The sequence below is a fragment of the Marinobacter flavimaris genome, from assembly GCF_045057155.1.
Lineage (GTDB): Bacteria > Pseudomonadota > Gammaproteobacteria > Pseudomonadales > Oleiphilaceae > Marinobacter > Marinobacter manganoxydans.
Window position 1 is genome coordinate 234,545 of record NZ_CP171359.1, and the last position, 21,819, is coordinate 256,363.

General features: G+C 58.4%; 18 protein-coding genes. 13 read left to right on the forward strand and 5 right to left on the reverse strand.

Features of this window, described 5'->3' with window-relative positions:
• Positions 1–132 precede the first annotated feature (132 nt).
• The 5 genes from cysM to ACGK9W_RS01290 all read left to right on the forward strand — a co-directional run bounded on the left by cysM (position 133) and on the right by ACGK9W_RS01290 (position 6,032).
• Positions 133–1,026 (forward strand): cysteine synthase CysM, encoded by an 894-nt coding sequence (gene cysM, locus ACGK9W_RS01270; protein ID WP_008176171.1) that lies wholly within the window; start codon positions 133–135, stop codon positions 1,024–1,026.
• A 26-nt stretch (positions 1,027–1,052) separates the two neighbouring features.
• Positions 1,053–2,402 (forward strand): 23S rRNA (uracil(1939)-C(5))-methyltransferase RlmD, encoded by a 1,350-nt coding sequence (gene rlmD, locus ACGK9W_RS01275; protein WP_008176170.1) that lies wholly within the window; start codon positions 1,053–1,055, stop codon positions 2,400–2,402.
• A 57-nt stretch (positions 2,403–2,459) separates the two neighbouring features.
• Positions 2,460–4,697, forward strand: coding sequence for a GTP diphosphokinase (gene relA / locus ACGK9W_RS01280; RefSeq protein ID WP_008176168.1), 2,238 nt, complete (start codon positions 2,460–2,462; stop codon positions 4,695–4,697).
• Entirely contained in the window at positions 4,694–5,551 is an 858-nt protein-coding gene (gene mazG / locus ACGK9W_RS01285) for a nucleoside triphosphate pyrophosphohydrolase (RefSeq protein WP_008176166.1), read from the forward strand. The genes relA and mazG overlap by 4 nt, the downstream gene beginning before the upstream one ends.
• Positions 5,552–5,687: 136 nt before the next feature.
• Positions 5,688–6,032 (forward strand): hypothetical protein, encoded by a 345-nt coding sequence (locus ACGK9W_RS01290; RefSeq protein WP_008176163.1) that lies wholly within the window; start codon positions 5,688–5,690, stop codon positions 6,030–6,032.
• A gap of 32 nt (positions 6,033–6,064) precedes the next feature.
• On the opposite strand, the gene ACGK9W_RS01295 is transcribed toward ACGK9W_RS01290, so the two are convergent.
• Positions 6,065–6,298, reverse strand: a complete 234-nt coding sequence (locus tag ACGK9W_RS01295; protein WP_008176161.1) for a hypothetical protein — start codon at positions 6,296–6,298, stop codon at positions 6,065–6,067.
• A 104-nt stretch (positions 6,299–6,402) separates the two neighbouring features.
• Between ACGK9W_RS01295 and ppc the strand changes: the two genes are divergently transcribed.
• The 6 genes from ppc to ACGK9W_RS01325 all read left to right on the forward strand — a co-directional run bounded on the left by ppc (position 6,403) and on the right by ACGK9W_RS01325 (position 13,414).
• The gene (gene ppc / locus ACGK9W_RS01300; protein WP_075267667.1) at positions 6,403–9,048 is read left to right on the forward strand and encodes a phosphoenolpyruvate carboxylase; all 2,646 of its coding nucleotides are present in this window, start codon (positions 6,403–6,405) and stop codon (positions 9,046–9,048) included.
• A gap of 78 nt (positions 9,049–9,126) precedes the next feature.
• On the forward strand, positions 9,127–10,497 hold the full coding sequence (locus tag ACGK9W_RS01305; RefSeq protein ID WP_273045787.1) for an HDOD domain-containing protein: 1,371 nt from the start codon (positions 9,127–9,129) through the stop codon (positions 10,495–10,497).
• A gap of 201 nt (positions 10,498–10,698) precedes the next feature.
• On the forward strand, positions 10,699–11,352 hold the full coding sequence (adk, locus tag ACGK9W_RS01310; protein ID WP_008176153.1) for an adenylate kinase: 654 nt from the start codon (positions 10,699–10,701) through the stop codon (positions 11,350–11,352).
• A gap of 31 nt (positions 11,353–11,383) precedes the next feature.
• The gene (gene tsaB / locus ACGK9W_RS01315; protein WP_405418821.1) at positions 11,384–12,079 is read left to right on the forward strand and encodes a tRNA (adenosine(37)-N6)-threonylcarbamoyltransferase complex dimerization subunit type 1 TsaB; all 696 of its coding nucleotides are present in this window, start codon (positions 11,384–11,386) and stop codon (positions 12,077–12,079) included.
• 133 nt (positions 12,080–12,212) lie between these two features.
• Entirely contained in the window at positions 12,213–12,575 is a 363-nt protein-coding gene (locus tag ACGK9W_RS01320; protein ID WP_273017379.1) for a UDP pyrophosphate phosphatase, read from the forward strand.
• Complete coding sequence (locus ACGK9W_RS01325; RefSeq protein WP_062785521.1) at positions 12,575–13,414, forward strand: class I SAM-dependent methyltransferase; 840 nt, start codon at positions 12,575–12,577, stop codon at positions 13,412–13,414. The genes ACGK9W_RS01320 and ACGK9W_RS01325 overlap by 1 nt, the downstream gene beginning before the upstream one ends.
• Before the next feature lie 6 nt (positions 13,415–13,420).
• Here ACGK9W_RS01325 and plsB read toward each other — a convergent pair whose 3' ends face one another.
• On the reverse strand, positions 13,421–15,889 hold the full coding sequence (gene plsB / locus ACGK9W_RS01330) for a glycerol-3-phosphate 1-O-acyltransferase PlsB (protein ID WP_273017380.1): 2,469 nt from the start codon (positions 15,887–15,889) through the stop codon (positions 13,421–13,423).
• A 153-nt stretch (positions 15,890–16,042) separates the two neighbouring features.
• On the opposite strand from plsB, the gene nudC reads away from it, so the two are divergent.
• The gene (gene nudC, locus ACGK9W_RS01335) at positions 16,043–16,858 is read left to right on the forward strand and encodes an NAD(+) diphosphatase (protein WP_273069288.1); all 816 of its coding nucleotides are present in this window, start codon (positions 16,043–16,045) and stop codon (positions 16,856–16,858) included.
• Positions 16,855–17,718, forward strand: a complete 864-nt coding sequence (gene murI, locus ACGK9W_RS01340) for a glutamate racemase (RefSeq protein ID WP_008176140.1) — start codon at positions 16,855–16,857, stop codon at positions 17,716–17,718. The genes nudC and murI overlap by 4 nt, the downstream gene beginning before the upstream one ends.
• Here murI and ACGK9W_RS01345 read toward each other — a convergent pair.
• The 3 genes from ACGK9W_RS01345 to ACGK9W_RS01355 form a co-directional block, all read right to left on the reverse strand.
• Entirely contained in the window at positions 17,696–18,703 is a 1,008-nt protein-coding gene (locus ACGK9W_RS01345; RefSeq protein WP_008176138.1) for a DUF2156 domain-containing protein, read from the reverse strand. The two genes, murI and ACGK9W_RS01345, sit on opposite strands and share 23 nt — an antisense overlap.
• Before the next feature lie 48 nt (positions 18,704–18,751).
• Positions 18,752–19,405 carry a class I SAM-dependent methyltransferase gene (locus ACGK9W_RS01350; protein ID WP_092030267.1) on the reverse strand — a complete coding sequence of 218 codons (654 nt, stop codon included), beginning with the start codon at positions 19,403–19,405 and terminating at the stop codon, positions 18,752–18,754.
• A 233-nt stretch (positions 19,406–19,638) separates the two neighbouring features.
• The gene (locus ACGK9W_RS01355; RefSeq protein ID WP_092030265.1) at positions 19,639–21,813 is read right to left on the reverse strand and encodes an EAL domain-containing protein; all 2,175 of its coding nucleotides are present in this window, start codon (positions 21,811–21,813) and stop codon (positions 19,639–19,641) included.
• Positions 21,814–21,819 lie beyond the last annotated feature (6 nt).

The following is a 21,819-nucleotide window of genomic DNA, read 5'->3' on the forward strand; positions in this document are numbered from 1 at the left end:
CAGTCCCGACGGTACCGGAAAATCCCGTGTCGGATATAGCCGCCGGTCATGGATATAGCGAGAAGCTGTATTGGGAGACCGGGGCGATAACGCGTATCATGCGAAGCCAAAAGTGTACCACAGGGTTATCATATGCATTTTCCCACCATTGAAGATTATGTCGGGCACACCCCTCTGGTTCGCCTGCAGCGTCTCCCCGGTGAGACGAGTAACGTGATTCTGGCCAAGCTGGAAGGGAATAACCCCGCCGGCTCGGTGAAGGATCGCCCGGCCATCAGCATGATCCAGGAAGCGGAGCGTCGGGGCGACATCAAGCCGGGCGATACCCTGATCGAGGCGACCAGTGGTAACACCGGCATTGCCCTGGCCATGGCGGCTGCCATCAAGGGGTACCGGATGGTGCTGATCATGCCCGCGAACATGAGTGAGGAGCGTCGGGCATCCATGCGCGCCTATGGTGCGGAGATTGTCACGGTCACCAGGGAAGAGGGGATGGAAACTGCCCGTGACCTGGCCCTCAAGATGCAGGCGGAGGGCAAGGGCAGGGTGCTGGACCAGTTCAGCAACCAGGACAACCCTCTGGCGCACTACCGCACGACTGGTCCCGAGATCTGGGAGCAGACCGGGGGGCGTGTCACCCATTTTGTCAGCTCCATGGGCACTACTGGCACCATCATGGGCGTGTCCCGTTACCTCAAGGAGCGCAACCCGGATATTCGCATTATCGGGCTTCAGCCCAAAGAGGGTGCGTCCATACCCGGGATACGTCGATGGCCCGAAGCCTACCTGCCGAAAATCTACGATGCCGCACGGGTGGACGAGGTGTTGGATGTTGGCCAGGAAGAGGCCGAAAACACCATGCGGGCCCTGGCTTCCGAGGAAGGCATTTTCTGTGGCGTCTCCTCCGGCGGTTCGATCGCGGCCGCGCTCAAGCTCTCGCAGCAGGTTGAAAACGCCATCATCGTGGCCATTATCTGTGACCGCGGCGACCGCTATCTATCCACCGGTGTATTTCCCGGCGCCTGAACACGATTCCACCAAGAGACCCGAGTATGAGCAGACGACGCAGGAAGGTTCTTCCAAAAGAGCCCGTGCGCTGTGAGATTGAGACCCTGAGCCATGACGGCCGGGGTATCGCCCGTCAGGATGGCAAGACCCAGTTTGTCGATGGCGCCCTTCCGGGCGAAACCGTGATGGCGAAAGTGGTGTCCAGTCGAAGCAAGTTCGACGAACTGCGCACCGAAGAGGTTCTGGAAGCCGCGCCGGATCGCCAGACGCCACCCTGCGAGTTTGCCGACCTGTGCGGTGGCTGTAGCCTCCAGCATATGAGTGGCGATGCCCAGATTGCGTTCAAGGAGAATACCCTGCGGGAGCATTTTGCCCATTTTGGGGGCATCGAACCCGAGGAGTGGATTGAGCCACTGCGCTCGGAAGAGAGCCTCGGCTATCGCCGTAAGGCGCGCCTCGGGGTTCGTTACGTCAAGGCCCGGGAGTCTGTCCTGGTGGGGTTTCGGGAGAAACGCAACAGTTTCCTGACCGACATCGACCGTTGTGTGGTGCTGGATCCCCGCATTGGCGACCGCATACTGCCCCTTCGAAATATGCTGCACGATCTGGACGCCTACAGCCGAATCGCCCAGGTGGAAGTTGCCTGTGGCGATGATGTGGCGGTAATGGTGTTCCGCAATATGGATGACCTGTCCACTGGTGACCGGGAGAAGCTCATTGCCTTCGGCCAGGCTCACGATTTGCATATCTACCTGCAGCCAAAAGGGCCCGATACCGTTCATCGGATCTGGCCCGAGTCCTCTGGCCGGGATGATGAGCGACTGAGCTACAGGCTGGAAGAATTCGACCTGACCATGAAATTTCATCCCATGGACTTTACCCAGGTCAATGCAGGCATTAATCGCGCAATGGTACACAGGGCCGTGGAATGGCTGGATGTCCAGCCTGGCGAGCGAGTCCTGGATCTGTTCTGCGGTCTGGGGAATTTCACTCTGCCGCTGGCCACGCGAGGCGGGCAGGTTGTTGGCGTGGAAGGCGACGAGACCATGGTCGTACGGGGCCGGGAAAACGCGGAACTAAACGGTCTCGACAATGTCGCTTTTCACGGTGCCGACTTGCACGGTGACTTCACGGGCCAGAGCTGGGCCAAAGAAGGGTTCGACAAGATTCTGATTGATCCGCCCCGTTCCGGTGCCGAGGAGATCTGCAAGTACCTCACGGCCTTCGGGGCACAAAAGATAGTCTATGTCTCCTGCAACCCGGCCACCCTGGCGCGCGACGCAGGCGTAATGGCGCGCAACGGCTATCGACTGGTGCGCGCAGGTGTGATGGACATGTTTCCCCACACCACTCACGTGGAATCCATCGCGTTGTTCGAACGGGATTCCGACTGAAGATGCGGTGGGCAGTCAGGGATGGCTGCGGCAACCATCAGGAATAACAAGACTGATATGGTAAAAGTTCGCGAAGATTACGCAATGACCGGCGACGGCCAGGTGGATATCGAGGGCTGGGTAAACCAGATAGCCTCGCAAACGCACCTGGACGACGCTGACCAGTTCCGGTTGGCCTGCGAAAAGGCAGCGGAAATCGATCTTCAGGCTTTCCGGCAGGATCGCCAGTGGGCACCTGGTTCCAGCAGCTTCCGGATTGGCATTGAGATGGCCCAGGTTCTGGCGGAGCTGCACCTGGATCAGGCCAGCCTGGTGGCGGCGATCCTTTATCGCGCCGTGCGTGAAGAGCGCGTTCCCCTGGAGACAATCCGCAAGGAATTTGGCGATGAGGTGGCGGGCCTGATCAACGGCGTGCAGCAGATGGCGGCCATTTCGTCCATCCACCACCCGCTGAAGGGTAACGTTCTGGGCCAGAGCGAAGGCCAACTGGACAACGTCCGCAAGATGCTCGTCACCATGATTGACGATGTCCGGGTTGCCCTGATCAAGCTGGCGGAGCGTACCTGCGCCATTCGGGCGGTAAAGGATGCTCCAGAAGAAAAGCGAATGCGCGTCGCCCGGGAAGTGTTTGATATCTACGCACCCCTGGCACACCGGCTTGGCATTGGTCACATCAAGTGGGAGCTGGAAGATCTTTCTTTCCGGTACCTGCATGGTTCCGCCTACAAAAAGATCGCCAAACTGCTGGACGAAAAGCGCCTGGATCGCGACGGTTACATCAAGCGGGTGATTGAAACCCTGCAGACCGAACTGAAAGCCTATGGCATTGAGGGCGAGCTGTCCGGACGTGCCAAGCACATCTACAGCATCTGGCGAAAAATGCGCCGCAAGGGCATCGACTTTTCCCAGGTTTACGATGTTCGCGCCGTGCGTATCCTGGTTCCGGAGGTTCGCGACTGTTACGCCGCACTGGGTATTGTCCACACGCTGTGGCGCCACATCCCCAACGAGTTCGACGATTACATTGCCAACCCGAAGGAAAACGGTTACCAGTCCCTGCATACCGCCGTGATCGGGCCCGAGGGCAAGGTCATGGAAGTGCAGATCCGAACCCACACGATGCATGAGGAGGCGGAACTGGGCGTTTGTGCCCACTGGTTGTACAAGGGCATGGACAAAGGCAACAAGTCGACCGGCTACGATGCCAAGATCAACTGGCTGCGCCAGGTTCTGGAGTGGCAGGAGGAGCTGGGCGACCTGTCCGGGCTGGCCGACCACCTCAAATCCGATGTCGCATCGGATCGGGTGTATGTATTCACACCCGAGGGCCACGTGGTGGATCTGCCCCAGGGGGCAACGCCGGTGGATTTCGCCTACCGGGTTCACACGGAGATCGGTCACGCCTGCCGCGGTGCGCGGGTGAACAGCCGAATCGTTCCGCTGACCTATCCACTGAAAACCGGCGATCAGGTGTTTATCCTGACCTCCAACAACCCGGCCCCAAGCCGCGACTGGCTGAACCCGAGCCTTGGTTACATTCAGACTTCCAGGGCACGCGCCAAGGTAACCCACTGGTTCAAACAGCAGGATCGTGGTCGCAATATCGTTGACGGTCGTGCCATTCTCGAGGACGAGTTCAGGCGTCTGTCCCTGTACGATGTAGATCTTGGTGAGCTTGCCAGGAAGGTTAATTACCAAAGTGCGGAGGACATGTTTGCAGCCACCGGAGCCGGTGACCTTCGCCCCACGCATGTCGCCAATGTGGCCCAGCAGATGCTGGAGCCCAAGTCCGAACAACTGGATCTGAAACTCAGCGCCCAGCGCCGCAAGCCCTACGATACGGAATCAGACATCCAGATCCTGGGCGTCGGCAAGCTCAAGACCCAGGTGGCGAAATGTTGCAAGCCGCTGCCCGGAGACGCGATCGGTGGCTACATCACGGTTGGCCGTGGGGTTACGGTCCACCGTCAGGACTGCCTGACGTTCCTGAATCTGCGTGAGTTCGAGCCCAACCGGATTATTGAGGTCAGCTGGGGTGGCCGGCAGGCTGCTGTTTATCCTGTCGACATTGAAATTGAAGCCTATGACCGATCCGGGCTGCTGAGAGATATTACCCAGGTGTTGTCGGCCTCCAAGAGTGATGTGCTGTCACTGAATACCCTGAGCAACAAGGACGAGAACACGGCTACCATGACCGTGACGGTGGAAATTTCCAGTCTGGAGCAGTTGGCGCGGTTGCTGGCGCAGATTCGCAACCTGCCCAATATCATTGATGTAAGGCGTAAACGCGGATGAGCTATACCATCGAGGATCTGAAAACCCTGATGGCCAGGCTTCGGGATCCGGAGACGGGCTGTCCATGGGATACCAGGCAATCCTACAGGACCATCGTGCCGCACACGCTGGAGGAGGCCTACGAAGTCGCCGATGCCATTGAGCGAGAGGATTACCCGCATCTGAAAGACGAGCTGGGGGACCTGCTGTTCCAGGTCATTTTCTACACCCAGCTTGGTCGGGAAGATGGCCATTTCGATTTTGACGGTGTGGTCGATCATCTGGTGCGCAAACTGGTAAGGCGGCATCCACACGTTTTTCCGGAAGGGACCCTGGAAAGCAGCATTGATCCGGATAATCGGCCGGATGAGGCCTGGATCAAGGAAAGCTGGGAGCGCATCAAGGCCGAGGAGCGGGCAATGAAGCCGGCACCGGAAGCCAGCGCCCCAGTAAGTCGGCTTGACGGCATTGCCCGGACCCTGCCTGCAATGGCTCGGGCCGAGAAGCTCCAGAAACGGGCAGCCAGGCACGGTTTCGACTGGCCAAATGTTGGCCCGGTTTTCGACAAACTTCACGAGGAAATCGACGAGCTCAAGGAGGCGTGGGAAGCCGCACAGACGGGCGCCGGTGATCCCGATGCCGTTGAAGATGAGCTCGGCGATCTCCTGTTCGTCTGTGTGAACCTGGCACGGTTCATGAAAGTTAACCCTGAGCAGGCACTCAATCGAACCAACCATAAATTCGACGCCCGGTTCCGGGCGATTGAACGTGTGCTGGAACGGGAGGGCCGCGATATGGACGAAGAATCTCTGGAGGCGCTGGATGCCGTGTGGCAGGCGGTGAAAGGCGTGGAGCGGGGAGAGAACGAGCACTGAAAATGGCGGATCGGTAAGTACAATCCGTTACCAATTTTCTCGCCCCCGGACCGACGGCTTCGTCTACACTTCCGGAAACGGATGCACAGTTTTCGTGCGCCGTGCGCCATCAATAAGATGCAGGAGTGAAGGCACCATGAAAATCAAAGATCTGGTCAACTACTGGGACAAGCATGCACGTGGTCGGCTTACCCGAGACGCCTACTTCATGGCGTTGTCTGACCAGCATCACAAGCGTCTCGAGAAACTCGCAGCGCTCTATCCGATGAAGTCACCTCAGGATCTGATGCGGGATCTGATTTCTGCAGCACTGGACGAAATGGAGACCAGCTTTCCGTATGTTCAGGGCACCAAAGTGGTGGCGTACGACGAGGATGGCTTCGAGATCTACGAAGATCAGGGCCTGACTCCCAAGTTTGTCAGCCTGAGCCAGAAGCACATCCAGCGCCTCAAGGCCCGTCAACTGGAATCAGTCGCCTGACGACACGGGCAGCTAAAGCTGCCCGCCGCTATTTACTTGTCTTTCCCTTCCAGCTTGTCCTTCAGTGGGCTCTGGCGTACCAGATCGTCCAGAGCTGCACCAATCATGTCGTTCAGAATATCGCTTTCACTGCGGTCCGGGTAAAGTTCCGCCAGTGCGGCCACGCGTGCGGCATCTTCCAGCGGCAGGCGCAGGTTATAATCGTGGGTGCGCTCCACGGGCTCTTTTTGCTGTTCCCAGTGTTTGGGCAAATCAGTGACCTTCATGATAACTCCTTGCAGCTACAGGCTTGAATCGCCAATAGACTTTCTCGACTGTTCCTTAGTATCGTAAGTTTACTTCGCCTCCGTCAATTCAAAAGGACGTCAATGTGACTGAGCTACATCCCGAACTCCGAGAAAACGTACGAATGCTGGGTGAACTTCTGGGCCAGAGCATACGGCGATATCCCGGACAGGAATGCTACGAGCTGATTGAGGAAATCCGGGCGGCTGCCAAGTCCGACCGTCGCCAGGAAAGCGGGTCCGGCCAGCGACTTGTCAATCTGCTGCGCAAGTTGAGCGATGATGAGCTGCTTCCGGTGACCCGTGCCTTCAACCAGTTCCTGAACCTGGCCAACCTTGCCGAGCAGTACCATGGTATTCGTCGGAAACGCGGGCACCAGTCTGATCTGATGGTCGAATCGCTCGGGGAGGTGTTTGAGCGGCTCAAGCAAGGTGATGTCACGCCGGAGGAACTGCATCAGAGGGTGGCGGATCTACGAATCGAGTTTGTGCTGACGGCCCACCCCACCGAGGTGGCGCGTCGCACCCTTATTATGAAATACGACGAGATGTCGGACTGCCTGGCGCGTCTGGACCATGACGACCTCATGCCTGCTGAACGGGAGGAAATCGTCAATCGCCTGTCTCAACTGGTTACCGAAGCCTGGCACACCGACGAGATTCGTCAGGAGCGACCAACCGCAGTGGATGAGGCCAAATGGGGCTTTGCGGTTATTGAAAACAGTCTGTGGCAGGCCCTGCCACAGTTTCTGAGGAGCCTGGATACGTCGCTGGAAGACGCGACCGGAAAGGGCCTTCCCCTGCAGGCATCCCCCATCCGCATTGCATCCTGGATGGGCGGTGATCGTGATGGCAATCCGAATGTCACCCACAAGGTGACCCGCCGGGTCTTCCTGCTTGGCCGCTGGATGGCAGCGGATCTCTATCTTCGTGATATTCAGGCGCTGCGGGCCGAACTGTCCATGTGGCAGGCCAGCGACGAGCTCAAGGCCGTTGTTGGTGATTCCCGGGAACCCTACCGCCATGTGCTCGCCGAACTCCGTGAGCGGCTGATCAGAACCCGGGACTGGGCAGAGGCGAGCGTCAACGGCGAGACCGCGGATGCCAACGGTATTCTCTTTGAGAACGAGGATTTCACCGGTCCCCTGGAGCTCTGTTACCGATCCCTGGTTGAGTGCGGACTCGAGGACATCGCCAATGGTCCGCTGCTGGATACCATCCGCCGGGCGCATACTTTTGGCCTGCCTTTGATTCGTCTGGACATCCGCCAGGAGGCCAGCCGCCACGCGGAGGCGGTTGCCGAAATGGTCGATTATCTTGGCCTGGGGGATTATCTGTCCTGGTCAGAACAGGAGCGCCAGGCATTCCTGGTGAAGGAACTTCAGGGCCGGCGCCCACTGGTCCCCCGAACTTGGGAGCCCTCCGAATCGGTCGGCGAGGTGCTGGCAACCTGTGAAGTGGTGGCGCAGCAAACGCCGGAAGCCCTCGGGTCCTATGTTATCTCCATGGCCAGCAAGCCCTCTGATGTATTGAGCGTGATTTTGCTGCTCAGGGAATCCGGAATGAAGTTTCCGATGCGGGTCGTGCCCCTGTTTGAGACCCTGGATGACCTGCGTGGTGCTCCAGACAGCATGTCTGCGCTGTACGAGGTTGAGTGGTATCGGGAGTATTGCCAGGGCAGGCAGGAAGTGATGATCGGCTATTCGGATTCCTCCAAGGATGCCGGCCAGCTGATGGCGGCCTGGGCCCAGTACCAGGCCCAGGAGAAACTTACCCACGTTGCCCGCCAGTATGGCGTGCATCTGACCCTGTTCCACGGCCGTGGCGGTACCGTTGGCCGTGGCGGCGGACCTGCCAACCGGGCGATACTGTCCCAGCCGCCGGGCTCGGTAAACGGCAGTTTCCGGATTACCGAGCAGGGCGAAATGATCCGCTTCAAGTTCGGTTTGCCGAGGCTGGCGGTTCAGAGCCTGACGCTCTACACCACGGCGGTTATCGAAGCTACCCTGGCCCCGCCACCACAGCCCGAAGACAGCTGGCGTGAAACCATGGACTGGCTTACCGAGCGGTCCTTGAAAGCCTACCGCGATGTGGTCCGGGAAAATCCCGACTTCGTGCCCTATTTCCGCCAGGTCACGCCGGAACAGGCCCTGGGGAAACTGGCACTCGGAAGTCGCCCGGCCCGGAGGAAGGCCACCGGCGGCGTGGAAAGCCTTCGGGCCATACCGTGGATATTTGCCTGGACCCAGATGCGGCTGATGCTGCCCAGTTGGCTGGGCAGTGACGTGGCGCTTGAAGAGGCGGCCCGGGACCACCGGCTCCCAGTATTGCGTGAGATGATGCAGGGCTGGCCGTTCTTCCGCACCTATGTGGATATGCTGGAAATGGTGCTGGCCAAGGCAGACCTGCGCATCGCCAGCTATTATGAGCAGACGCTGCTGGACGATGATCGGTTGAAAGCCCTTGGGGAGAGTCTTCGCGTGCGCCTCCAGGGTTGTATCGAGCGACTTCTGGAACTCAAGGAGCAAACGGATCTGCTGGAGGGAGAGCCCGTCTTTGCGCATTCGATGAGGGTGCGTAACCCATACACGGATCCGCTGCACTACCTTCAGGCCGAATTGCTACGGCGGGACCGGGAAAGTGAAGGCAAGGGCGAGGTGCCGGAACTGGTGGAAAGAGCACTGAAAGTCACCATGGCAGGTATCGCTGCGGGCATGCGGAATACTGGCTGATCTTGCAGCAGAATAGAAAAAAGTGCCGGGACAAGGCCGGGTAGTCTGGCCACCGACCAAGAACAAAGGGAGTAAGCTGTGGCTCTGGCTGCACGATTGGAACGTTTTCTCGCCCGCAAGGGCATCACTTATCGGGAGTTGCCGATAGATCAGGTCACCAGCCTGGATGCGGCAGTGATTGCCTCGGGGATGTCTCAGGACAGCTTTGTACAGGCCACTCTGCTGATCGACATTACCGGTGTCGTGATGGCCGTGCACAAGTTCGACAGTTCCCTGGACCCGGATGCCGTTCACCAGCTGACCGGTCGCCGTCTTCAGCCGCTGACCGCACGGCAGACCATGCGCCTGTTCAGTGACTGTGATCCCGGCTTCACCCCGCCCATCGGACAGGCTTACGAGCTGCCCGTTATCGTGGACGAGGATGTGATGCTGGCGGATCAGGTCGTGTTTTCCAGTGGCACTGATCATTCCCTGCTAGAGATGGATGGCCGATCCTTCCGTCTGGCCCTGGCCGGTGCCAGGGCGGGCCACCTGGTTATCCGGGGGCCGGGTAACGGCAACCGCGAGGCGCTGACGCTCGAGGAAGTGGCCGACAAGCTACAGAAACTTTACCGTCTGCCCCCCATGCCGGCCCTGGCGCTGCGTATTTTGCGGCTGACTGCCAACACCGATGCGACGGCTCGTGAGCTGGCAGAGCTGATCGAGTTTGATCCCAGTCTCACGGCCCAGATCATGCGTTACGCCCGTTCTGCACTGTTCAATTATCCCGGCCAGGTCAATTCGGTGCAGGAGGCGGTCACCCGTGTGCTGGGCTTCGATCGTGTGGCCCACATCGCCCTGGGCATCGCCTCCGTTCGTGCCTTTGAAGTACCCCGTCACGGCATTCTCGGCATGGACAATTTCTGGCGCCACTCCCTGTACTGCGCGTTCCTTTGCCAGATCATTGCGCCGCGATGTGGCGCCGAAAAGGGGCTGGGCTATCTCTGCGGCCTGTTGCACAACTTTGGCCTGTTGCTGGTCGGGCATCTGTTCCCGGCCGAATTTGATGAGCTCAATGAGCTTCGCGAAGCGAATCCTGAAGCCAGCATGCACTCGCTTGAGCAGCAGGTGTTCGGGCAGGGCAATGGCCAGGAAATCCTGTCGGTGGGCCATGGCGCTATTGGCGGTATCCTCCACCGTTTATGGCAACTGCCTGATCCTGTGGTCAAGGCGGCTGGCGTGCATCAACAATCGGGTTACCATGGCGAGCACGAGAACTATGTTTTGATGGTACAGCTGGCCAACGCCCTGTTGAAGGACCGCGGTATTGGCGATGAATTCAATGCCGACGACGTGCCCGCTTTGCTGGAAGGCCTGGGACTGACGCCCAATGTTGTGGAAGAACTGAATGCTGAACTGGATCGTGTGGCTCCGGATCTGGACGCACTGGCCAGCTCCCTGTCATCCTGACACCCTGTCGTTATTCGCTGGGAAATACGGACTTCCGGTGCATGATACGGAGGTCGACTTTCTCTGACGTGGCTGACTTCGTATAATGCGCCTTCGCCGATTTCGGCTGACACCTGTTCCGTGCAGGAGAGGCTGTCGCAAAGGCACGGGTTTTTGCCACAGCTTTTCAAATGATAATGACTAAAACGGGAGCACAGCGTTATGCGAATCATCATGTTAGGCGCGCCGGGCGCAGGCAAGGGAACTCAGGCCCAGTTCATTACTGAACGGTTTGATATTCCCCAGATCTCCACCGGTGACATGCTGCGTGCGGCGGTGAAAGCCGAGTCCGAGCTGGGCAAGCAGGTAAAGGAAGTCATGGCAACGGGCGGCCTGGTGTCTGACGACATCATCATTGCGCTGATCGAAGAGCGTATTCAACAGCCTGATTGCAAGAACGGTTTCCTGCTCGACGGTTTCCCGCGGACCATCCCCCAGGCTGAAGCTCTGAAAGACCAGGGAATTGCCATCGACTATGTGGTCGAAATTGCCGTGGATGACGAAGAAATTGTCAGCCGTCTGTCCGGTCGCCGGGTGCACGAGGGAAGCGGTCGTATCTACCACGTGAAATACGATCCGCCCAAGGTCGAGGGTAAGGATGACCAGACCGGAGAACCGCTGGTTCAACGTGAGGACGACAAGGAAGAGACGGTTCGCAAGCGTCTGAAAATCTACCACGACCAGACTGCACCGCTGGTTGGCTACTACCAGGACTGGGCGTCGAAAGAGCCGGCCGCGGCACCGAAATACGTCCGTGTCGAGGGCGTTGGCAGTCTGGACAGCATTCGCGACCAGATCCTGTCTGAACTCAAATAAATTGGCATCCTGACCTGAGGTTTTCACACCGGTGAAACTGTTGGCACTGGATACGTCATCGGAGGGCTGCTCGGCAGCCCTTCTTGTTGATGGCGAGATCTCCGAACGCTTCGAGCTTGCCCCCAGAGGCCATACCCGGCTATTGATGCCGATGGTGCGGGAGCTTCTGGCGGAGAAGAATCATGCTCCGGCAGAGCTTGATGCCCTGGCCTTTGCCTGCGGGCCGGGCTCTTTTACCGGTGTCAGGATCGCGACCGGTGTTGTGCAGGGTCTTGCCTGGGGGCTGGACATTCCGGTGGTGCCGGTGTCTTCACTGCAGGCCGTGGCGCTGGGTGCCATGGATGCTCTGGATCCTCACGAGGAAACCGGTATTGCGGTAGCCTTCGATGCCCGCATGGGCGAGGTGTATTGGGGCTGCTTCGCTGCCCGGGCAGGACTGCCTGAGGCGTTGGCTTCGGAACAGGTGTGTCCACCCGAGGCAGTCACACTGCCAGCGGGCCCCGAGCGCTGGTGCGGAGCAGGGCCGGGCTGGCAATACCGCTCTGCCATGCCAGCGGAGGTGTCAGGGCGCGTTGATCCCATCGATGAAACCCTGGTGCTGCGAGCAGCCTGGGTCGCGCGCCTGGCGGTGATCGCATTCGGGCAGGGCAAGGCGGTGCCGGCGGAGCAGGCTCAACCTGTCTACATCAGGGATGAAGTGGCCTGGAAAAAACTGCCTGGTCGATAGTGACCCCGGCCGCCCGGTCTGATCCGGGCAAACCGCTTTGGGTAAAAACTGACCAGCTGTCTTTTCTTCCGTGCGATAATCTTCCATACTTCCATTTCACGTTTTCCTGTCATCCGGCCAGCGGTATCTGAACATGATTGGCGGAATTAACCCGGGTAACAATTTAAATTTCCAGACCGGCAACAACAGTCTGGTCAGGGAGCGCAGCGATGCGGCCCGTGCGCCGGCATCAACGCCCGAAAAAACACCTGACGCGGCCCGCCGTGACCTTGCCGATGGCAATCAGGGTGTTGTCAGCGACCGCAATGCGACCGAAAGCCTCGAGCGGCGTGTAGAAGCCCGTCGTGCCGCTGAAGACGCCCGTCTGGAGCGGTTCCGCGCAGACGAAGTGTCCCTGCCAGCCGCCAGGGCGCTGTCGACCTTTGCCTCTGTTGCCGCAGCCGGTCAGGAAACTGGCGGCAATGGTAGCCTGGCCGGAATTGATATTCTGGTCTGATGCCTGACTCGTCCCCGTCCGCTCCGTACGCCCGCTCTGAACGTTTCCAGAACATCGTCGCTGTTGCCCGCAGTGCATTGGGTGACCGATTGCAGGCCGATGCTCTTGCCGATTCGCTCGGGGTCCCGAATCTTGGTGTCGTCCGCCCCAGAGACATCCGCGACTTCCCGGTTTTACTGTTCCTGGATGAGCAGGGCCTTGGCCTGCAGATGACTGGCAAAGGTGCGCCGGGACCGGTGCGTGCAGAATTCGTGACCGGCAAGATGGGGTATCGGCGGGAGCACGGCGGTGGCGCGGGCCAGTTGGTGGCCAAGGCGGTCGGCTTGCAGAAAACACGGGCCGCATTGCATATCGTTGATGCGACGGCAGGGCTTGGCCAGGATGCCTTTGTGCTTGCCAGCCTTGGCTGCACGGTTACCCTGTTCGAGCGTAACCCGGTCATTCACGCTCTCTTGGCCGATGGTCTTGCGCGCGCAGCCCTGAATGTGGATTGTGCGGCCATTGTCGAGCGCATGCGACTGCTTGAGGGCAGCAGTATTGAATGGCTTGCCCGACCAGGCACCGAGGCGGCGGATGTTGTCTACCTGGATCCGATGTTTCCGCATCGGGACAAGTCGGCCCTGGTAAAAAAGGAAATGCAGGTTTTCCGCACTATCGTAGGAGACGACGAGGATTCCGCACAATTGCTCGCGGCCGCTCTGGAGCGCGCCCGTTACCGGGTGGTGGTCAAGCGGCCCCGTAAGGCATCGGCCATTGAGGGAGCGGAGCCAACCACCCGCATTGAGGGCAAGAGCAGCCGCTACGATGTGTACGCCATCCGGGCGCTGCCACCGCAGTAAATGCCATCAGGCACCCAGCATGGTGACCTGCTGGATTGCCTGTCGCTTCTCGACACTCAGCACCAGGCGGGCATCGTCCGCCACCTCATCCAGCCCCTCCCCATAGCAGAGCAGGCCATTGTCATCGGTGGTGATAACGCCATTGTTCTGCATATTGGCAATGAAGTTGCGGAACAGGCTCTTGTCGAAAAACTCCGGCGCATTCAGGCCGAACAGGATCGACATCCGCTCGGCCAGCAGCGCGCTCTGTTCTTCCAGTTCGGCGGCGCTGATCTTGCCCGAGCCGTATTTGCGGAGAATGCCCAGAGCGATGTGGTAGCGCTCTACCGTCTGGATGATGAAGCGGGACAGAACCCTGAGCCTCAGCATGGCTTCGGTACCTTCCTCGGGTCGACCGATCCGGTCATCGTCCAGGGGCTTCAGCAAGTCATGTTCGATGAGAACATCAATCCACTGATTGATGACCTTCCTGGCTTCATCGGGCTGGTATTTCAGGAACAGTTCCGATTGCAGGTAGGGGTAGGCTACGCTGGCGAGGAACACAATCTTGTCCCGGCCCAGCGAATCCTTGTTCTCGAAAAGGCTGGCGATCAGTGAGGGCAGCGCAAATAGGTGCTGGATGTTGTTCCGGTAATAGGTCATCAGGATTGCGTTGCTGCCTTCGAGGGCAATAATGTCACCCAGCTTCTGCGGCTGGCGCGTCACCAGGCCCATGCCTTCACAGTAGGCGATCCAGTCTTTGCCGGCCCCCTCGGGCAGGGTTACCGTTTCCGCATACGGGAAAGCCTTTAGCAGGGCGGCGTATTGATCCATCAAGCGGATCAACTGTCCCTCGTCCATGGCCAGTCGCTCGGTGCCAAGAAGAACCGTGGCGGCCATGCCGATCGGGTTTACCGCAACTGACGCGTTGATGTTCGACGCTACCCGGAAGGACAGCTCTGAAACCGCGCTGTTAAGCCACTTCGGACGATACTCGGCGTCGTAGGCCTCGTCGCGCCAACTACCGTGAACATCGTCCAGAACCTCAGACAAATGAATGGCTTCGCCAAAGTTGACTGAAACCCGACCAAAGGAGTTACTGAGTTTGCGAACGGTCTTGGCAAGACCGAATACGCTTTCTTTTTCCTTTTTCTTGCCACGAAGTTCACCCAGGTAGGAGCGGCCTTCCATCACTTTCTCATAGCCGATGTACACGGGCACGAATACGATGGGTTTGCGATGGTCCCGAAGGAAACTGCGTACGGTCATTGCCAGCATGCCGGGGCGGGGCTGCAGCATGCGGCCTGTGCGGCTTCGGCCGCCTTCGATGAAATACTCGACGGAATAGCCCCGGGAGAACATCACGTGCATGTACTCATTGAACACGGTGGCGTACAGCGGGTTGTCCTTGAAACTGCGGCGCATAAAGAACGCCCCGCCACGGCGCAGGATCGGGCCGACAATGGGCATGTTGAGATTGATCCCTGCGGCGATGTGCGGAGGCATCAGGCCATTCTTGTAAAGCACGTAGGACAGCAGCAGGTAGTCGATGTGTGAACGATGGCAGGGCACGTAAACCACGGCATTGTCTTGCGCCACTTCCTTCACCACCCGGATATTGTTGATGGCAATGCCGTTGTAGATCCGGTTCCAGAGCCATGACAACAGCACCTCCATGAATCGAATCGTGACAACGGACATGCTCGCCGCAATCTCATCCGCATATTTGTAGGCCTTGGCGCGGACTTTCTCAGGTGGTATGTCGTCTCTGGCAGCGGTCTCCCGGATGGCTTCCTTGACCGCCTGGGTGCGCACCAGACCTGCCACCAGGGTACGGCGATGGGACAAGTCTGGCCCCAGTACCGCCTGGCGAACCCGGCGGAAGTGGGTTCTCAGGATCCGGGCCAGCTTGCGGTTGGCCCGCTCCTCGCTGTGCCGGTATTCGTCGATCACCTGTTTCAGTGAGAGCGGTTGGTTAAACTGAACGTAGGTGTTGCGACCATGAACCATGATGATCAGTAACTTCTGAAGCCGGCCGGCGATGGACCAGGTGTCGGACAGCAAAAGTTTTACCAGGGACTTTTCCTTGTCCGGGGAGCGCCCCCAGAACAGGGACACTGGAACAATCTGTACGTCCTGGTCCGGATGTTCGAGACCGTAGCGAACCAGGGCCTGAAACTCGTTCGTGGGTGCCGGCGCCTGACGCCCCCTGAAAAAGCCACCGATCCGGCGATAGAGGAAAAAGAAGGAGTGGGACGGGCCGTTCTTCACCGGAAGGGCTTCGGTGGCGCCAGGAAGTCCTGCACGGATAACTTCCTGCTCCAGAACCAGGCGGCTCGACAGCGAGCTGTATTGCAGCACGTAGCAAACCGGTTTGTCGGGATCCAGGGCGAGGGCTTCAACGCTGTTGCCGCTGACATCAGTCCGGACCCAGATAAACAGTATCTTTCGGAAAAGGGTCAGGATCAGGCTGCGAATGCCCTGGTAAAGACGCATAAATGGCAACTCCGTTGACGAAACAGGTGCCAAGTTTACTTGGTTGAGTACAGTGCGGAAAGGTGGACCTTTCATTCTTGGCCGGTGCGGCAATGTGGTACATTCCCGATTGATCTTCCAATAACCCAGTTGATGCATCGAATGGTGATCGCAATGACTCAGTGGATACCGGGCTGGACGACCCGCCGGCCGGAAAACGGCGATCTGATCCTTGCGCTGTCGGGATCGGGTGTGGTCAAGCCCGATAACGGCTGGCTGCACAGCGGCGACAGCAGCCTTTTCCGGGGCGAATTGTCCGATTCCGTATCTCTGGGCAGTTACAATGGGTGCGGTGTATTCGTGACCGAACTGCCGGACAGCGACGTCGGTAATCAGGAGGTTGTACCGCTGCGGGATGCGCTTTTGATGGTTAGCGATGCGCCGGCGGATATGCTCAGTACCGGCTTTCAGGTCTGGCAATGGTGGCGCGACCACCGATTCTGTGGCCGCTGCGGCGAGGAAACCGGTTTCCATCCGCGTGAGCGGGCCAAGTGGTGCGAACCCTGTGGCATTCCCTGGTACCCGAGGCTGGCGCCCTGCGTGATTGTCGTCATACGCCGGGATGATCGGCTTCTGCTCGCGAAGTCCTCGCGGGTCAAACGGCACTTCTACAGCCTCATCGCCGGTTTTGTTGAACCGGGTGAGAGTCTGGAAGGCGCTGTGCACCGTGAAGTGAGAGAGGAGACCGGGCTGGACGTCACCAATATCCGCTACCACGCCTCGCAACCCTGGCCATTCCCCCATCAGCTCATGGTCGGCTTCTTCGCCGATTACGCAGGAGGCGAGCTGGTTCTCCAGGAGGACGAGCTTGCCGATGCCGACTGGTTCCTGCCGGGCGATACGCCACCGGTACCACCGGAAACCACCATTTCTGGCCGATTGATCCGGGCCATGGAACACGAGATTTCCCGGGGAGGCATTCCGGTTTGAGCAGGCAGTCACCTCCAAGGGTTCTGGTGTTTGACTCCGGTGTCGGTGGTCTGAGCGTTGCGGCCTGCATTCACCGGCAACTGCCGGGACTGGAGATCGTCTATCTGGCAGACAACGCAGGCTTTCCCTATGGCGACAAATCCGAGGCGGTTGTGATCGACCGTTGTTGCGGTCTGATCACCAGAGCGCTTGAGCTCTACCCGTCAGACGCCATCGTGGTGGCCTGCAATACCGCCAGTACCGTGGTCCTGCCGCATTTACGTGCGATGACGGCGGTGCCGGTTGTGGGGGTGGTGCCGGCCATCAAACCGGCGGCAGCAAAGTCCGTGAATCGGCGAATGGGGCTGCTGGCGACACCGGCAACGGTTCGCAGACCTTATCTCGACAGGCTGGTCGAGGAATTCGCTGGCGATTGCAGGATTGAGCGTATTGGCCATCCGGGGCTGGTGCGCTGGGCAGAGGACCTGGTTTCCGGAATCGAGGTTCCGCTTGCCGAGCTGAGCGAAGCCATGAGGCCTTTTAAAGAGGCCGGTGTGGACACCGTGGTGCTTGGTTGCACTCACTATCCACTGTTACTGGAGAGTCTGAGGGCGAGTCTGCCGACGGTTCGTTTCTGGGTGGACTCGGGTGAGGCCATTGCCCGACGGGTAGCCTGGCTGTTGGAACAGACCGGTCGGCTTGATGTTGCTCAAGGCCCAGTTGCCAGCGCAGGGAAACAACCTGTGAGCGCTGCGCTGTTTTCAGGGCCGGCACCAAAGGGCATCGCGCCCTTCATGGCGGGCCTGGGGCTGGAGGCCAAACGGGTGAGCGAACACTGGCCTGGAGAGCCCCTGGGGGCTACAGCAACCGGGTCAGCTTGAACATGGCGAAAAACTCCAGCGCCGGAATCGACCGTTTGTGACAACAGTAGGTCTTGAAGTTGTCTCCCCTAAAGCGCGACTTTGTAAACTCCAAGCCTTTGAAGTTGTATAGAAAATTGCCCTTCTCGTAGAGCCCGTGCAACAGGCGTTTCAACAGCCTGCTCTCCTGATGCTCTGTTGCAGGATCCAGTGACAGGGGTATCAGTCCGAGATCCAGATAAGGCACGCCTTCCGCCTTGAAGACCTCCATCGCATGAGCCATCAGGGTATAGAAAATGCCCTGTCGGAAATCGGCGTTGGCCCGGGAGATATTGGGCACGTAGCTGATAATCTCGTTGTTGCGATAAATCGGGTCAAAATAGATAAACCCTACGGCCTTGTCGTCCTGATAGGCGTAGAAATGCCGTTCGTTTTCGCGATAGTCCATTTCCATGGGACGGATCAGAAAGCGGATTTCATTGCTCTTGCATTTGCGGGTTCGAATCCAGGCCTCGGATATTTCACGGGTGTGATCGTCACTGAAACGCTCTTTCACCGTAATCCCGTTTTTTTCTGCCTGGTTCAAAGCGGTTCGCAGGATCTGTTTTTTCTTCCCGCTGAGTGACCAGCGGCCCAGATCGATACGGGATTCGCTGCCAAACTGGGTGCCGTAGAGACCAAATCGCAGGTGCAGGAAATCGACGACGGGCTTGGAGACCTGGATGTAACTGGCGTTTGGAAAGCGCTGGTGGAAGCTCTCCAGCAGGTTGCCAAAGTCTTCCGGCGCACAGACGGGATCCGAGAGCACGAAGGTGCCGCCCCATTTGCGCATGTAGGCGATATACCCCATGCCCGGTACATCAAAATATTGCATGCCCGGTTGGAGCGTTGAAAACGACTGGGAATGGGTACCGTACTTCTTCAGGAAGCCGACCCGCTCGGTAAACGTGAATGAGCCGCTCTCAAGTGTGCCAACCCTGTCCAGTGCGAGTATCTGATCCGACATGCTGCTGCTCCCTGATTGTTTTTGTTGGGTGAATCTCTAGCAAAGTGCTCAGGCCTGCTTGCGTCCGAGAATGGACCAGTAGCAGTTCATGTTCAGAAGCTTGAAGTGCTTCTTGTCCGTGACCTGAAGGCCCAGCCGCTGCATGTGCTCGGGATAGTTGTAGATTTTGTGGAATGCATTGTTGGCGAACAGCCAGAAAATGAAGACGGCCATGTACCAGTAAAGCTTCTTGAACATTCTGGAAAGCAGGTTGCCAGTGGGGTAGGAAAAGTCACCAACAACGACCCGGGCGTCGGCTTTGCCCAGCCGTATCAGATGTTCGAGGACCCGGACCATCATGTCTTCATCGAACACGTTCAGGAAGAAATTGGCCACGACCATGTCGTACTGCTCGAACTCATCTACTTTCATGATGTCGCTGTGGATGCGTCGGATCGTGAGGTGTGGCGCCTCTTTTTCCTGAGCTTCGGCAAACTTCCGCAGCATGGTTTCGGACAAATCCACCACGGTCACGTCTGCACCTAGCTCGGCCGCCCGAATGGCGTCCCGGCCATGGCCAACTCCGGCAAACAGAATCTTGTCTCCGGGCCGGACGGTTTCCACATCCAGCATGGCGGTTTTGCAGCGGTGAATATTCTTGCCGCTATAGAGATTGCTGAGAAAATCGTAGACGGGACCGATGTATTTGTACTTGTCGCGCATGATGACTGCTGCCTGTTCTTGTTCCTTGGATGCTGTCACCGTTTTTGTCGTTATTGGTCCGAGAATGTCGGACATTCCGGTAATCAGCGCCTATGGATTCGAGCTTAGAGAACAGGGTGGGAGAAATATGTGCAGTAATGCGCATTTCAGGATACATAAAGTAACGTACTGCAATACTTTGCAAACCCTATCGCGCTTTTATATCGGAGTGTCTGACAATCGATAATCGTATGTCAGAATGAGGCAGCTTTGGCCCTGGTGGATCCGAGAGTTCTGGAAATCTCGGCGGCGGGCCTGGCAGGGCCGTAGAAGAAACCCTGGACCTGGTGGCAACCCAGGCTCCGCAGATAATCCAGTTGCTCGTCGGTTTCCACGCCCTCTGCAACGATCTCCAGCTTGAGTCCATGGGCCATGGCGACAATGGCGTTTACGATGCATGCACCGTCGTCGCCACTGCGGATGGCTTTCACGAAAGACTGGTCGACTTTGAGGGTGTGAATGGGTAGGCGATGCAGGTAATTCAGTGACGAATAGCCTGTGCCGAAATCGTCGATCGCGATCCGGACATCCAAAGCTGCCAGTTCCCGGAGTTTCTGGGAGATCTGTTCCAGATCGTTCATGATCACGTTTTCAGTGATTTCGATTTCCAGGTTACCGGCCGGGAAGTTGTGGGCCTTTACCTGCTGCATCAGGGTTTCTACAAACTGCGGATGCTCAACCTGGATGGGGGACAGGTTGACGGCCAACCGGAGGTGGGTGTGGCCCTCCCGGATCCAGCGGCCGACATCCTGGCAGGCCTGGTCGAGAACACGCTCACTGAGCAGGCCTATCAGTTTGGTTTCCTCCGCCAGGGGCAGGAAGTCTCTCGGGTAAAGCAGTCCCCGCTCCGGGTGCTGCCAGCGAACCAGGGCCTCAAGACCCACGACCCGGTTGGTTGTTGAGCACACCTGGGGCTGATAGAACACTCGCAACTCGTCCCGTTCAAGGGCCTGACGCAGATCCCGCTCGAGGTTCAGCCTGTTGGCCGTATCGATACTCATGCTGTCGGAATAGAAGCGGTAACCGTCCTTGCCCTTGCCTTTGACGTGGTACATGGCAATGTCGGCGTTCTGGATCAGCTGATCCATGGTCTCGCCGGCCTCGGGGAAGATTGCGATGCCGATACTGACACCTACAAATACTTCGTGATCCCCCAGTTGAAAAGGTGCCCGCAGGGCATCAATCAGCTTCTTGGCGATCTGTCTCGCGTCTTCGTGATTGTGGATGGAGGGCAGGAGCAGGGTAAATTCGTCGCCACCGAACCGGGAAAGGGTGTCGCCCTTGCGCAGGCATTTCTCGAGCCGGTGAGTCACTGCCTGCAACAGCCGATCTCCCATCGCGTGGCCGAGGGTGTCGTTGATGACCTTGAAACGGTCAAGGTCCAGAAACATAACCGCCAGCTTCTGGCCACCACGGTTGGCGTGGGTGATCGCCAGCTCAAGTCGGTCCTTGAAAAGTGCACGGTTCGGCAATCGCGTTAAAAGGTCATGGTAGGCCTGGAAATTGATGAAGGCCTCGGCTTCCTTCCTCTCGGTAACGTCACGAGCGGTCCCATAATAGGTGGCGCCGTTGCCACTGCCGCCTCCTTGCGTGTTACCGGAGTGCGGCCAGGTTTGCGGATCGATGGGAAAAGCGGTTATCTCGAAATGACGGGTTGCTCGCCGGCTGCCACGGGTTTTAAGGCGGACTTCCAGGGTTCGAGGGTTATCTGCAGTGATGTTTGGTCCCTTCAGGGCCAGTGTCCCGCGGGTCACGTCCCGGTCGTCGAGAATGTGGCGGAAATGCTGGCCGCAAAGTTCCGCTGGCTTATATCCGAGCAGGCTTTCTACCTTGCTGTTCACGAAGCAAAAGTGACCGTCCTGATCAAGCATGAACACGATGTCAGGAGAGCTGTTAACGATGTAACGATGCAGCGCCTCGGATTTCTCCAGCCGCATCTGGATATGCTCGTGGGCTTCGAGGAGTGACTTTTTTCCGATCACGCTCTCAACGGTGGCCAGCAGTTCCTCAGGATCAAAGGGTTTACGGATGTAGTCCAGGGCGCCCCGCCGCAGTGCGCGGCTCACAGCACTGAACGAACTTTCGCCGCTGACCACGATCACGCCGCAATCCGGCTGTCCGATGGCAAGGTGTGCCATAACGTCGAAACCTGTGACCTCGGGCATCCGGAGATCCAGCAAGGCCAGGTCGAAGGTTTGCTGGTCGATCAGCTCGCAGGCTTTTCGGCCCCCGTGAGCTTCCGCAACGTCATAACCCCGGCTACGCAGCAGCGAAGCCAGTGTATTGAGCAGGCGGGGTTCGTCATCTGCTACCAGTATCCGTGCCGTTAACCCGTGACTGAAAGGCTGATCAGTATGTTCAGGTGCCATCGGTCT